The organism is Tsuneonella sediminis, from assembly GCF_051912845.1.
GTDB lineage: Bacteria > Pseudomonadota > Alphaproteobacteria > Sphingomonadales > Sphingomonadaceae > Tsuneonella > Tsuneonella sediminis.
In genome coordinates this window covers 92,701-106,505 of record NZ_JBNCBU010000001.1, presented here as the reverse complement: position 1 = coordinate 106,505, position 13,805 = coordinate 92,701, and the positions used below count along the sequence as shown (strand labels likewise).

Genomic DNA, 13,805 nt, shown 5'->3' with positions numbered 1-13,805 from the left:
CTTTCCTAGTCGTTCGCCGTAAGCGCGGCTTCGACCACCGCGCGCGGCTTGTTGTCCTCATCGAGCAGTACGAACTTGAACGTGCCGCTGCACACCTTGGTCGTCGCCTCGCCGTTGCGCTCCCGCGCGATGCCCTCGGCGGTGACGGTGAGCGAGGTGGTGCCGGTGGCGGCGACTTCGCAATAGACGCTGAGTTCGTCCCCCACCGCCATCGCACCGGGAAACGCGAAATCGGTCGCCGAGACGACCACGGCCTTGCCCCGCCCGACCCGGCTCGCCAGCGCGCCTGCGCCAAGCGCCATCTGACTCATCAGCCAACCGCCGAACACCCCACCGTAGGGGTTGGTGTCCGGTGGCATGGCCGTGACGCGGATGAGGGGGTCGCGGTCAGGCATGTGAAGAACCGGGCAATTGATGGCGCTCGGCAATCCACCACCAAAGGAGGGCTGCGATTAATCCCGGGATCACGCCAATGGCCGTTGCCCAGGTTACGACCTCGGTCGTCAGTTTGATCGCGAGAGAACCAAGGATCGCGAAGCTTACCGCACCACCGGCAAATGAGCCGACCAGAAGCCACGCGACCAAATTCGTTACGTGAAAACGGCGCAGCGTCATCGCCGCCGGTAATCCGACGATCACGCCACCTACGGCTACGAACGGCAGCATGAACAGCGAATAACTGATAACAACCTTTGCAATATCGAGCCAGTCTGTCTGACTGATAAATCGGTCCCGCCCCAACATTCCGAACAACACGAATGAGCAAGCCGAAAGCACGGACGCGACTGGAATCGCGATCAAGAAAGCCTTCTTCTCTTGCGTCGAATTCAAGCCACCAGCCCCAGCGGTGCCTCCACCAGTGCCTTGAACGCTTGCATCAGTTCGGCCCCGTCGGCACCATCGATGGCGCGGTGGTCGAAGCTGCCGGTGGCGGACATCACGGTGGCGATGGCGAGCGCGTCGTCGACCACGTAGGGGCGCTTCTCGCCCGCGCCGATCGCCATGATCATGCCCTGCGGCGGGTTGATCACCGCCTCGAACTGCTTGATCGCGTACATGCCCATGTTGGACAGGCTGGCAGTGCCGCCCTGGAATTCCTCCAGCTTGAGCTTGCCCTCCTTGGCGCGGCCGGCGAGGTCCTTCATCTCGGTGCTGATCGCGCTGACCGATTTGGCACCCGCATCCTTGACGATCGGGGTGATGAGGCCGGTGGGCACCGACACCGCGACCGAAATGTCGGCGCGGCTGAAGGTCAACAGCTCGTCGCCCGCGAACTGCACGTTGCACTTGGGCACCTGGATCAGCGACTTGGCCAGCGCCTTGATCATCAGGTCGTTGACCGACAGCTTCACGCCCTGCGGTTCGAGCGCCTTGTTGAGCTCGCCGCGCAGCTTGAGAAGTGCATCGAGGCGGACATCCACCGTCAGGTAGATGTGCGGCACCTGCTGTTTCGATTCGGTCAGGCGGCGCGCGATGGTCTTGCGCATGCCGCTGAGCTTTTCGCTTGTATGCGGGATGCCGAAGTCCTGCGCGGCAGAGGAGACCGGCGCGGGCGCGGCGCTGGAAGCAGGAGCAGCGGCGGGCGGAGCGGGCGTCGCGGCCCCCGGCTGCGCGCCCTCGACGTCGGCCTTCACGATTCGGCCGTTAGGACCGGAACCCTTCAGGCCCGCCAGGTCGATGCCCTTCTGCTCGGCGATGCGCTTCGCCAGCGGGGATGCGACGACGCGGTCGCTCGACGGCTTCGGCGCGCTAGCCGCGGGAGTGGGGGCCGGTGCCGGAGCGGGAGCGGCCTTTGCCTGCTCCTTCGCCGGAGCGGGCGTCGGCGCGGGCGCGGCAGCCGCCTCGCCCGCGTCCTCGCCCTCGCCCGCCAGCATGGCGATCACGGTGCCGACCTTCACGCCCTCGGTGCCCTCGGCCACCTCGATCTTCGCGATCGTGCCCTCGTCGACCGCCTCGAACTCCATCGTCGCCTTGTCGGTCTCGATCTCGGCCATGACGTCGCCGGCTGATACCGTGTCGCCTTCCTTCACCAGCCATCTGGCGAGCGTGCCCTCTTCCATCGTCGGCGAGAGGGCGGGCATCTTGATCGGCGTGGGCATGGCTGTCCTTCACTGGGGAGTGATCGTCGCCCGCTTTGGCAAAGCCGTAGCGTCCGGGCAAGCCGCTTGCCCTGAATACGTTTTCCGCCGATATCGCGCACCTGAGAGGGGGCGGTCCGTCATGCGTGTCTATCTGGTGATCATGGACGAGACCGACGAGGCCCTGCGGGCGCTGCGGTTCGCCAGCCGCCGGGCGATGAAGACCGGCGGATCGGTCCACATCCTCGCCCTCGTCCAGCGCGAGAACTTCAACGCGTTCGGCGCGATCCAGGCGACCATCGAGCAGGAAGCCCGCGACCGGGCCGAAATGGTCGCCAGCAGTGCCGCCGGATCGATCTTCGCCGAAAGCGGCAGGATGCCGGTCATCTCGGTTCGCACGGGCGGGGCGCAGGAGGTGATCAAGCAGTATCTCGAGGAACACGCCGAGGTCGCCGCGCTCGTCCTCGGCGCCGCTTCCGAAGGCGGACCGGGCCCGCTGGTCACGCACTTCAGCGCGGCCGCGGGGCAGCTCCCCTGCCCGCTGTTCGTCGTTCCCGGCAGCCTCACCGACGAGGCCATCGACCGGCTGAGCTAGCCTATTTCTTGCCGCCCCGGCCCTGGTGGCGGATGTTGCCCGGGCGGCCCCGCTTGCCCTGCGAGTGCCTGGGCCCGGCATTTCCGGATGGCTTTCCTTTCGGCTGGGGCCGATTGCCGCGTGGCTCGATCCGGCCCTCCTGTCCCGGCAATTCGAACTTCAGCGCCCCGGTAAGCGGGTTCGCCTCCGCCAGCCGCAACTCGAGCTTGTCCCCAGGCGCATAGGTCGTGCCGCTGTCCTGCCCGACGAGGCGCTGCGAGGCCTCGTCGTAGGTGAAGTATTCGCGGCCCAGCGTGGATACCGGGACAAGTCCGTCGCCGCCGACACCCATAATCGTGGCGAAGAACCCGAATCTCTGCACGCCCGTGATACGGGTGTCGAAGGTGTCGCCAACCCTGCCAGAGAGCCACGCGGCGACGTAGCGGTCGATCGTGTCGCGTTCGGCCTCCATCGCGCGCCGCTCGGCCTGGCTGATCGCTTCGGACACCTTCGACAAGTCCGCTCTGTCGCGGTCGGACAGGCCACTGGCCTCGGGAATGCCGGTCGGCGGCTTGGGCTGTTCGAGCTTATATGCATCGACCAGCGCGCGGTGCACGAGCAGGTCGGCGTAGCGGCGGATCGGCGAGGTGAAATGGGCGTAGGAGCCGAGCGCGAGGCCGAAATGGCCCGCGTTCGCCGGACCGTAGTAGGCCTGCGTCTGGCTGCGCAGCACGGCCTCCATCACTTGTGCCTTCTCGCTCTCGTCGCCGATGTCCTTCAGCACGCGATTGAACAGGCCCGGCGTTATGACCTGCCCGAGCGCGAGGCTGTGGCCGAAGGTCTTCATGTAATCCCGCAGCGCGACCAGCTTTTCGCGCCCCGGTGCCTCGTGGACGCGGTAGACGACCGGCGCGGTTTTCGCCTCCAATGCCTTGGCTGCGGCGACGTTCGCGGCGATCATGAAATCCTCGACGACGCGGTGCGCGTCGAGCCGCTCGCGCACGGCGATCTCGGCTATCTTGCCCTGCTCGTCGAGCTTGACCTGCCGCTCGGGCAGTTCGAGTTCCAGCGGATCGCGTTCGGCCCGCGCGGCAGCGAGGAGCTTCCACGCGCCCCACAGGTGCTGCAGATGCTCGGGCGCGCTGCCGTCGTCGACCTGCGCCTGCGCGTCCTCGTAGGCGATATTGTGCGCGATGCGAACCAGCGCGCGGGTGAAACGCCACTTCGTGACCTTGCCTTGCGGCGAAATGCGCAGGTGGCACGCCATCGCGGCGCGGTCTTCGCCCTCCTTGAGGCTGCACACTTCGGCGCTCAGCACCTCGGGCAGCATGGGGACGACCCGGTCGGGGAAGTAGACCGAGTTGCCGCGCCGCCGCGCCTCGCGGTCGAGCCGGCCGCCCGGCCGCACGTAGAACGACACGTCGGCGATCGCGACCACCGCCCGGTATCCGCCCTCACCGTCGGGCTCGGCCCAGATCGCATCGTCGTGGTCGCGCGCGTCGGCAGGGTCGATCGCTACGATGGGCAGCCTAGTCAGATCCTCGCGATCCTCCTTCGATAGCGGCAGCTTCGCCGCGCGCTGGGCCTCGGCGAGGACCTCGTCCGAAAACACGTGCGGAATGCCGTGCTTGGCGATCGCGATCAGGCTGAACGACTTCGGCTCCAGCGGATCGCCGAGCACCTCGACCACCTTGACGCCCGAACGCGGGCTCTTGCCAGCGGGCTCGGCCAGCACGAGCTGGCCTTCCTCGGCCCCGCCGAGATCGGCGATCGGCGCCGAACTGCGCACCTTTTTGTCGACCGGCGCGAGCCAGCCCTTGCCGCTGCGGTCGATCTCGACGACGCCCATCAGCCCGTCCTCGCGCGCGGGAAGCTTCTTCATGGGATGGGCGCGCCAGCCGCGCCCGGTCTCCTCGGTGCGCGCAAGGATGCGGTCGCCCACCTTGAGCGCGGGAATCTTCGCGTTGCCCCGGCCCTTCTTCCCCTCGATCACGCGCAGCCGCGGAGGCGGCGCGCCGTCGTCGGGCGACCAGGCGTCGGGGATCGCATAGGGCTCGCCGTCGTCGATCTCGAGTACGCGCAGCACGGTCACCTTGGGCACGCCGCCCATGCGGTGATAAGCTGTCTTCCGGCCGTCTATCAGGCCTTCTTCCGCCATGTCCTTGAGCAGCGCCTTGAGGGCGATCTTTTCCTGCCCCTTGAGACCAAATGCCTTGGCGATCTCGCGCTTGCCGGCGATCCGGTCGCTGGACTGGAGAAATTCGAGGACCTGCGCCCGTGTGGGCATCGCTGACTTGGGGCGTTTATGCATCGCCGCCGATATGGGGGCGGTCCTAGGGGTTGTCACCTCCCGCTTTCGCGAGCGGCGCAAAACCCCCGCCGGGGACCGCGCTCGCGACCGGGCTGCACGCACCGCTCGACGAACACGCGCTCACACCGAAGATCCAGTCGTCCCCGCGCAACCTGGCGACGTGCGAAAACGTGCGATCGGCGGCGGCAGCGACCGGCCGGTTGCCCGCGGGTGCCTCAATGTTGATCACGGCAATCGGCTCGCCCCAAGCGGACGCATCGGTACGACGGGCAAACACGCGGTAGAGCGACGCGCCGGCCACCCCCTTCCATTCCACCAGCGTGTCGGTCCGCACCGCGGCATCGGCGGTCGGCGCGGGCGGAACCGGCGCGCGGGCAAGATGGTCGAGCGCGCGCACGTTCAGCGCGGTGACCTTCGCGAGGTAGGGAAAGTCCATCTCCTCGACCGTATCGCCGTACGTCACCCCGCCCTCGGTCCTCAGGTCCTGGTGCTGATGCTCGTAGTCCTCGACCGCGACCGAGAAGCGGATCGCGGGATAGCCCTTCTCGAGGAACGGGAGCTGGTCGCCGCCCCGCCCCATGCGGTCGGCCCGCCAGATCGGGCGGACTTCAAGACCGTCTCCATCGAGAGTATCGATGAAGCGCGAGAGGTTCCGGCTGGGGCTGTCGTTCTCGCCCGCGAATCGTCGCTGGGCAGCGCGAGTCCGATCGTCGAGATCGGCGCGCGGCCCTTCGGAAAACACGCGCACGTGATCGGGATCGCAATGGCCGTCCGAACCGCACGAATTGCCGACGATGTCGTTGTTCAGCACCGCCTTGACGGTCCAGCCCTGCTCGGCGGCGTAGTCGGCGAGCAGCCGGCCACCGAAAAGGCCCTGTTCCTCGCCCGACAGAAGCGCATAGACGATCGTGGTCGGGTACTTGCGCTGCGACAGCACCCGCGCCGCCTCGAGCACTAGCGCCGTGCCGCTGCCGTCGTCGTTCGCGCCCGGCGCATCCGAGGTGTAGTCCATCACGTCCGTCACGCGGCTGTCGATGTGGCCCTGCACGATCACCACCTCGTCGGGGCGCTCGGCTCCCCGCTGGATCGCCACGACGTTGACCAGCCGTGTGGGAACCGGAATGCGGTCTCCGGACACCATCCGCTCGGGCAACACGATTTCGAGACATCCGCCGCAGGCCTTGCTCGTCCGGCGGAATTCCGCTTCGCCCCAGCGACGCGCCGCACCGATGCCGCGGGTCGAGCTCACCTGGTCTGACAATGTGTGCCGGGTGCCGAAGCCTACCAGCCTTTCGACATCCGACTTGAGGCGGTCTTGCGACACCCCCGCAGCCCGATCGTCGTGAGCGGCCAGAGGAACTGCGGCGGAAAGGGCGAGCACCCCTGCGATTGGGGCGGAAAAACGTGTGCGCATGGGCCCTTGTCGGACAGCGCGGCGGGCTTGGCAAGCCCGCCGAAGCGCCCGCCCGAGCTGCTAGTAGGCCTTCGCGACGAGGACCCGCTCGACCGCCGGTTCGCCGGTAAACACGCACAGTCTATCTGCCGGCGCGGCGTCCGCGGGCACGTTGCGCAACGTCAGTTTCAGGGTCTTGAGCTTCTCGGTCACCGTGTCGAGCGCCGCGCCCGTGGGCTTCGCCCATTGGACTTCGACCCAGCCGGGATTCCTGACGTCCTCTGCGAAGAAGGCCTCCAGCCCCCCGAAATCGGTGATCGAGCGGTCGATACGGCGATCGCGTATCGCCACTGCGTCGTCGAACAGGCCCCGTTGCATCGCCTCGAGAATGGCTGGGATCGACGCGGCGGCGTCCCCGATTGCCGGGTAGTCGAAGGCCGGCTTGCCGTTCTCGCCCCAAAGCGCGTCGCGGCGCAGCAGGCTGACCTTGCCACCTTCCATGTCGCGCCCTCCGACCTCCACTATTACCGGCGCGCCCTTGCGCACCCAGTCCCAGCGCTTCGCGGTGGCCTTGCCGGGCCGCGCATCCAGCAGCACCCGCACCCGCTCTCCGAGCGCGCGCGCGTCCGCGAGCTTGCCGCGCAGTCCCTCGCAATAATCGAGCAGCGCCGCGTCGCCGGCGTCCTCGCGCAGCATTGGCACGATCACCACCTGCCAGGGCGCAATGGCCGGCGGAACCCTGAGCCCGTCGTCATCGCCGTGGACCATGATCACCCCGCCGATCATGCGGGTCGAGACGCCCCAGCTCGTCGTGTGCGCAAGCTGCTGGCCGCCGTCGCGGTCCTGGAAGCGGATGCCGCTCGCCTCGGCGAAATTGGTGCCGAGATAGTGGCTGGTTCCGGCCTGAAGCGCCTTGCCGTCCTGCATCATCGCCTCGATCGACCAGGTTTCGACCGCCCCGGGAAAACGTTCGTTCTCGGGCTTCTCTCCGGCAATGACAGGCAGCGCGAGGTCTTCCTCGGCGCAGGCGCGATAGACCTCGAGCATGCGCAGCGTATGTTCCTTCGCCTCGGCGGCGGTCTCGTGCGCGGTATGGCCCTCCTGCCAGAGGAATTCGCTCGTGCGCAGGAACATCCGCGTGCGCATTTCCCAGCGCATGACGTTGGCCCACTGGTTGAGCTTCAGCGGCAGGTCGCGCCACGACTGGACCCAGCGGGCCATCGCGTCACCGATGATCGTTTCCGAGGTCGGCCGGATGACGAGCGGTTCTTCCAGCTTCGCTTCCGGATCGGGCACGAGCCCCCCTTTCCCGTCCGCGATCAGCCGATGATGGGTGACCACCGCCATTTCCTTGGCGAACCCCTCGACGTGCTCGGCCTCGCGCTCGAAATTCTTCAGGGGAATCAGAAGCGGGAAATAGGCGTTGTCGTGCCCCGCCGCCTTGATCCGGTCATCGAGCAGGCGCTGGATCCGCTCCCAGATGCCGTAACCCCAGGGCTTGATGACCATGCAACCGCGCACGCCGGATTCCTCGGCGAGATCGGCAGCGGAGATGACTTCCTGATACCATGCGGCGAAATCGTCGGCGCGCTTGACCGAGAGGGCGTGGCGAATCTGGGACACGGGACGGGACTTTCTGGCAGGTGAGCGGCGCGCCCTAGCGAGGAGCGGTCAGGGCGGCAATCAATGGCCGAGTTCGTCGAGCTTTTTCTGCATCGCCGCCATCTGGGCGCGCAACTCGGCGATCTCGTCGGAGTTCGTCGGCGACTTCGGAGTGGCAGAGGCTGGCTTTTCCCCACGCTTGGGCAGGAGGGCTTCCGACGCAGCGCGCATCATCGCGAGATTGGTCTCGGCGATCCTGGCAAACGGGGTTCCCTGCGCGCGCGCCATGAAGCTTTCGTGCAGCTTCGCCTGGTTGGCTCTGAAATTCTCCATCATCGCGTCCAGATAGGCCGGCATCATCGACTGCATGGAGTTGCCGTACATCGAGATCAGCTGGCGCAGGAAACTGATGGGCAGCATCTGTTCGCCGCCGCTCGATTCCTCCTCCATGATGATCTGGGTCAGGATCGTATGGGTGATGTCCTCGCCGGTCTTGGCGTCCAGCACTTTGAAGTCGATCCCCTCGCGAGTCATTTTCGCCAGGTCGTCGAGCGTGATGTAACTCGACGTGCCCGTGTTGTAGAGCCGCCGGTTGGCGTATTTCTTGATGACGATCGCGCCGTCTTCGTCGGTTGCCCGCTTTGCCATGTGCTCTGGACCCTGATGGTTGATGCATCAACCTTAGCACTCGCAGCATTTGCGGTGCAATAAATGCTGCACCTTTTGTGCGCAGCACCGCTCAGCGGCGCAGGCGGGTGCCGGTCGTGGTAAGAAGTTCGTACTGCGAAAGGCCGGAGCGCGCCGCTTCGCCCGGCAGATCGAACGGGATGTCGACCCAGTCGCCTTCGCGCAAACCGGGCGCGGCCGCGAGGTCAATCACCACCATGTCCATCGATACCTTGCCGACAAGCGGCAGGTCGGTCCCTTCATGCTGAAGCGCATGGCCCGGGCCGCGGCAGCGCAGGAAGCCGTCGGCATACCCGAGAGAGACGACCCCCACCCGCATCGCCCCGCGTGCGCGGAAGGTGGCGTTATACCCCACGCCCTCCCCCGGCGCGACCGCGCGAACCTGCATGATCGCCGCCTTCGGCCGGGCAACCTGCCGGATCACCCCTGCGAACTCGGCGCGGGGCACTCCGCCATACAGCGCAAGACCCGGGCGGGTGACGTCGAACGCATAGTCCGCGCCCAGCGCGATACCCGCACTGTTCGCGAGACTGCGCCTTCGCGCCGGAATTGCCCGGCACGCCTCGGCGAAGCGGGCGAGCTGAAGAGGGTTCTGCGGCACGTCCTCGTCGGCGCTGGCGAGGTGCGACATCAGGGTCACGACCTCGAGCCCGCCAAGCAACGGATCGCCGATCGCGTCCATCGGCAAGCCCAGCCGGTTGATCCCGGTATCCACCATCAGGTCGCACGCGCCGCCACCGGTCGCCTGCCACCGCGCGACCTGTTCAATGCTGTTGAGAACCGGGCGTACCCCGGCAGCCCGGGCAAAGGCGCAGTCGCCCCCGCTGATCGGGCCGTGGAGAACCGATACCCGGTCGGGCGCCACGTGCTCCACCACGCCCGGCACCTCGCTCCAGTGCGCGACGAAGAAATCGCGGGTACCTGCTGCGGCAAGAACCGGCACGACAGCCCCTGCGCCCAGGCCGTAGCCGTCGGCCTTTACCGCCGCGCCCGCGCTCGCGCCGCCCGACATGCGGTGGAGCGCCCGCCAGTTCTCAGCGAGAGCTTCCCGGTCGAGGTCGAGCCGCAGGGCGGGCGGCGGCAGATCGGTCATGGACTTGCGGGCGATACGGGCGGAGCCTTGCCGCTGTCCTCGAACTCCCGGGGCGGGCCGCCGCGAATGCCCCACCAGGCGACCAGCAGACCGAAGGCGACGATGGCCCAGGTGTACCACAGCCCGGCGTAGGCATTACCCGTCGTCGCGACGATGTATCCCGCGATCAGCGGCAGGAACCCGCCGAGGTAGCCGGCCCCGATGTGGTACGGGATCGACATCGAGGAATAGCGAATCTGCGGCGGGAACATCTCGGCAAGCAGCGCCGCGACCGAGCCGTAGGTCAGCGCCGAGAGCGCGCCGCAGCCAAGCAGCAGCAGCACGATTCCGACGAGGTTGGCGAGGGGCGGCTTCTGCGGCGCGAAATCGTACCCGGCGTCTTCGAGCCAGCTCTGGACCGCGGCCTTGCGCGATGCGTCGTCCATGCCGCCATAAGAGTGCCGCCGTTCGCCGATCTGAACCGTGGTTGCCGCACCAGTCGCCGCGCGGGTCTCCGCGATCGCATAGGGGACGCCCAGCCCGGTGAGGTCGCCCAGCATGCGGCCGCACTGGCTGGCCTGCCTCTCGGCAAACGGATCGTACGTGCAGTTCGCGCCCTGGACGACCACCGGCGCCGCCCGCGCGCTCGCCGCCAGGCCGGGGTTGGCGAGCGCGCCGATTCCCCAGAAGATCGGGAACAGCAGCAGCAAGCTCAACACGGCTCCGACGATGATCGGCTTCTTCCGGCCGACCCGGTCGGACCATCTGCCGACCAAAACGTAGAGCCCCATCGACAGCCCGCCCGCGATCAGCATGACCCATTCGACCGTCGCGGGATCGACCCGCATCGGCCCCCGCAGGAAGCTCATTCCGCTGAAGAAAGCGGTGTACCAGATGGTCGTCAGGATACCCGTCACGCCGAACAGCGCGACGAAGATCCGCTTTTTGTTGCCGGGATAGGTGAAGCTTTCGACGAAGGGATTGCCCGCCATCTCGCCGGCCTCCTTCATTGCCCTGAACACCGGACTCTCGGATAGCTTGAGGCGCATCCACAAGCTGATCCCCAGCAGGATCAGGCTGAGCAGGAACGGGATGCGCCATCCCCAGGCGTTGAAGGCATCTTCGGGTATGAACGCCCGGCAGGCGATCACGACGATGATCGAGAGCACGAAGCCCCCGACGACGCTCGCCTGGATGAAGCTGGTGTAGAACCCGCGCTTCTCGGGCGGGGCATGCTCGGCGACGTAGATCGCCGCCCCGCCGTATTCGCCTCCCAGCGCAAGACCCTGGAGGATGCGGAAGAGGATGACGATGGCCGGCGCGAGCAGGCCGATCGTCTCGGCGCTGGGCACCAGGCCCACCCCGGCAGTGGCGACGCCCATCAGCGTCACGGTGACGAGGAAGGTATACTTGCGGCCCAGCTTGTCGCCCAGGTATCCGAACAGGATCGCGCCCAGCGGACGGAACCCGAAGCCGACCGCGAACCCGGCCCACACGAGCAACAGCTGGAGCGTCTCGTTGTCGGCGGGGAAGAACGCCTTGCCGATCAGCGCGGCCAGCGTGCCGTAAATGAAGAAATCGTACCATTCGAAGACCGTGCCTGCGCTTGAGGCGGCGATTACGAGGCGAATCTCCTTCGCGCTCGGCTCGTGGTGCGTCGGCTGAAGTTCCGGCGCGGCGACGGTTTCGCTCATGGCGATGCGGCTCCCCTTCCTGTTCGGCGGCAAGCTCTAGCGAGGCGATTCCTGCTTGGAAAGCGCGGCCAGCGCACCATCCCATGCGAGCAGGATCGCGCCGTGCCTGCCGGGGTGGGCACGCGCAGGATCGAGCGCCGCCAGACCGGGCCAGTCAGGCAGCGAACCGGCACCGGCAAGCCAGCTTGCAATCTCGCTTCGTGCCGCCGCGATGTCCGCCCTGTTCTGCCCCGCCGCCGACCGAGCGAACAGCGCAGCCGCCGCCTGCCCCACCGCGCAGGCACTCGCGCCGAGTCCAACGCGCCTGATGCGTCCGCCTTCGTCGAGGGCGAGCGAGATACGAAGCGAACTTCCGCAAGTGCGCGAGCGCGCTTCGCCCGACAGCGGCATTGCCGGATCGAACGGCATCTCGCCCAGCGATACCGCGAGGGCGAGAAGGTCGCGGGTGTACAGCGCCGCCCCGCCGCGCGCGGGCGCGCTCACTGCCGGAGCGGGATCGCCGCCTGCGCAGCCCGCCGCTCGTTATCGCGCTCCTCGATCAGCTGGACGAGCGCGTCGGCGCTGGCGTTGACCAGCGGATAAGTGCGCGCCTGCTTGATCCAGTCCGGCCTTCCGGCGATGCCCCAGGCCGCGTCGTATCCGAGCACGAGCAGCGCGAAACCGCACACGGCAACGACGGCGCCCTTGATCGCGCCGAACCCGAAACCCAACACCCGGTCGACCGGACCGAGCATCGAGGCGCGGCTGCTGTCGCCCAGCCGGCCGGCGATTAGCTTCATGCCGGCATAGGGAATCAGGAGCAGCATTGCGAAGGCAGAGGTCGCGGCGGCCGGCGGGTTGCCGATCTTGGGGAGGAGGAAATCGTACAACGGCGTATGGAGGTTGTGGATCGCGAGGATCGCCACTCCCCACGCAGCAAGCGACAGGACCTCCTGCACGAATCCGCGCATGAAGCCGCCCACTGCCGCCGTGCCGACGATCAGGAGTACGATTAAGTCAAAACCCGTCATTCGCGATCCCGGCCTGTTATGCCGATGCCATCACCCGGTCAACGAGATTGGCCAGCCGGCTTAGGCCGCGATAGTTAAGTCCCGATGAACCCGCGTCGGCATCGGCCGGGCCGTAACCCGTCCCGAAGCCGAGCTTGGCAGCCTCGCGCAGGCGAAGGCCTGCGTGAGCGACCGGGCGAATTTCCCCTGCCAGCGAGATCTCGCCGAACCAGACCCCGCGGGTGGCGAGCGGCTTGTCGGCGAGTGCCGAAACAAGCGCCGCGGCGACCGCGACGTCGGCCGCCGGGTCAGACAGGCGGTAGCCTCCGGCGACATTCAGATAGACTTCCGCCGACGAAAAATTGAGCCCGCAACGCGATTCGAGCACCGCGAGAAGCATCGCCAGCCGCCCGCTGTCCCATCCCACCACCGCGCGGCGCGGGGTGGCGCCTGACTGCAGCTTGACGATGAGCGCCTGAATCTCGACGAGGACGGGCCGGGTGCCTTCGAGCGCGGGAAATACCGCGCTTCCGGCAAGCGGTTCCTCGCGGCCGGACAGAAACAGCATCGACGGGTTCCCGACTTCCGCCAGCCCGGCCCCCTCCATGGCAAACACGCCGATCTCGTCGACCGCGCCGAACCGGTTCTTGAGCGCGCGCAGGATGCGGTACTGGTGGCTGCGCTCGCCCTCGAAGCTCATCACCACGTCGACCATGTGCTCGAGCACGCGGGGTCCGGCGATCGTGCCGTCCTTGGTTACATGCCCGACGAGCACGAGGGCCACGCCGTTCTCCTTGGCATAGCGGATCAGTTCGAATGCGCATCCGCGCACCTGGCTGACGGTGCCGGGTGCGCCCTCGATCGTGTCGGAATGCATCGTCTGGATCGAATCTACGACAAGCAGTGAGGGCGGCTCCATCGACCCCAGCGTGGTAAGGAGGTCGCGCACGCTGGTTGAGCTGGCAAGCTTGATCGGCGCGCCGGCGAGGCCAAGGCGGCCGGCGCGCATCCGCACCTGCCCGGCCGCTTCCTCTCCGCTCAGATACACGACCGGCAGGCCGCGCTTCGCCACCGCGCCCGCGCTCTGCAACAACAGCGTCGACTTGCCGATGCCGGGGTCCCCGCCCATCAGCACCGCCGAACCCGGCACCAGCCCCCCGCCGAGCGCGCGATCGAACTCGGCGAGGCCGGTCGGAAGGCGGACGAGGGGTTCGCCGGGTGCGTCGAGCGCCTCGAACTCGAGCCGGCGGCCGCCGCTCGACAGATCGTGCTTCATCGAGAAGACGGTGGCCGGCGCGTCTTCGACCAGCGTGTTCCATTCCGCGCAGTCGGCGCATTGGCCCTGCCAGCGGCTGCTGACCGACCCGCAGTTCTGACACACGTAGCGGCGTTTCGTCTTGGCCAT

General features: G+C 67.4%; 13 protein-coding genes. 1 reads left to right on the top strand and 12 read right to left on the bottom strand.

What is annotated here, in order from left to right:
- Nucleotides 1-5: 5 nt before the first annotated feature.
- Genes ACPV3N_RS00565 through ACPV3N_RS00555 form a run of 3 tightly spaced genes read right to left on the bottom strand, consistent with a single transcriptional unit; the run spans nt 6 to nt 2,099 of the window.
- Entirely contained in the window at nt 6-395 is a 390-nt protein-coding gene (locus ACPV3N_RS00565) for an acyl-CoA thioesterase (RefSeq protein WP_440113161.1), read from the bottom strand.
- Nucleotides 388-831: a hypothetical protein gene (locus tag ACPV3N_RS00560; protein WP_440113158.1), complete on the bottom strand. Its 444-nt coding sequence runs from the start codon at nt 829-831 to the stop codon at nt 388-390. The genes ACPV3N_RS00565 and ACPV3N_RS00560 overlap by 8 nt, the downstream gene beginning before the upstream one ends.
- A complete protein-coding gene (locus ACPV3N_RS00555) occupies nt 828-2,099 on the bottom strand; it encodes a pyruvate dehydrogenase complex dihydrolipoamide acetyltransferase (RefSeq protein WP_440113157.1) in 1,272 nt (423 codons plus the stop codon). The genes ACPV3N_RS00560 and ACPV3N_RS00555 overlap by 4 nt, the downstream gene beginning before the upstream one ends.
- Before the next feature lie 121 nt (nt 2,100-2,220).
- Between ACPV3N_RS00555 and ACPV3N_RS00550 the strand changes: the two genes are divergently transcribed.
- Nucleotides 2,221-2,673, top strand: coding sequence for a universal stress protein (locus tag ACPV3N_RS00550; protein WP_440113154.1), 453 nt, complete (start codon nt 2,221-2,223; stop codon nt 2,671-2,673).
- A 1-nt stretch (nt 2,674) separates the two neighbouring features.
- Here ACPV3N_RS00550 and ACPV3N_RS00545 read toward each other — a convergent pair whose 3' ends face one another.
- The 9 genes from ACPV3N_RS00545 to radA form a co-directional block, all read right to left on the bottom strand.
- Nucleotides 2,675-4,963: a ribonuclease R family protein gene (locus tag ACPV3N_RS00545; RefSeq protein WP_440113151.1), complete on the bottom strand. Its 2,289-nt coding sequence runs from the start codon at nt 4,961-4,963 to the stop codon at nt 2,675-2,677.
- Nucleotides 4,964-4,985: 22 nt separating this feature from the next.
- Nucleotides 4,986-6,377, bottom strand: a complete 1,392-nt coding sequence (locus tag ACPV3N_RS00540) for a M28 family peptidase (protein ID WP_440113149.1) — start codon at nt 6,375-6,377, stop codon at nt 4,986-4,988.
- A 60-nt stretch (nt 6,378-6,437) separates the two neighbouring features.
- Entirely contained in the window at nt 6,438-7,979 is a 1,542-nt protein-coding gene (locus tag ACPV3N_RS00535; protein WP_440113146.1) for an aminoacyl--tRNA ligase-related protein, read from the bottom strand.
- A 60-nt stretch (nt 7,980-8,039) separates the two neighbouring features.
- Nucleotides 8,040-8,606 (bottom strand): polyhydroxyalkanoate synthesis repressor PhaR, encoded by a 567-nt coding sequence (gene phaR / locus ACPV3N_RS00530; RefSeq protein ID WP_440113143.1) that lies wholly within the window; start codon nt 8,604-8,606, stop codon nt 8,040-8,042.
- Nucleotides 8,607-8,697: 91 nt separating this feature from the next.
- Nucleotides 8,698-9,738 carry an alanine racemase gene (locus ACPV3N_RS00525; RefSeq protein WP_440113140.1) on the bottom strand — a complete coding sequence of 347 codons (1,041 nt, stop codon included), beginning with the start codon at nt 9,736-9,738 and terminating at the stop codon, nt 8,698-8,700.
- Nucleotides 9,735-11,411, bottom strand: coding sequence for an MFS transporter (locus tag ACPV3N_RS00520; protein ID WP_440113138.1), 1,677 nt, complete (start codon nt 11,409-11,411; stop codon nt 9,735-9,737). The genes ACPV3N_RS00525 and ACPV3N_RS00520 overlap by 4 nt, the downstream gene beginning before the upstream one ends.
- A gap of 36 nt (nt 11,412-11,447) precedes the next feature.
- Complete coding sequence (locus ACPV3N_RS00515; protein WP_440113136.1) at nt 11,448-11,894, bottom strand: iron-sulfur cluster assembly scaffold protein; 447 nt, start codon at nt 11,892-11,894, stop codon at nt 11,448-11,450.
- A complete protein-coding gene (locus ACPV3N_RS00510) occupies nt 11,891-12,421 on the bottom strand; it encodes a CvpA family protein (RefSeq protein ID WP_440113134.1) in 531 nt (176 codons plus the stop codon). The genes ACPV3N_RS00515 and ACPV3N_RS00510 overlap by 4 nt, the downstream gene beginning before the upstream one ends.
- A 16-nt stretch (nt 12,422-12,437) precedes the next feature.
- A complete protein-coding gene (gene radA, locus ACPV3N_RS00505) occupies nt 12,438-13,805 on the bottom strand; it encodes a DNA repair protein RadA (protein ID WP_440113131.1) in 1,368 nt (455 codons plus the stop codon).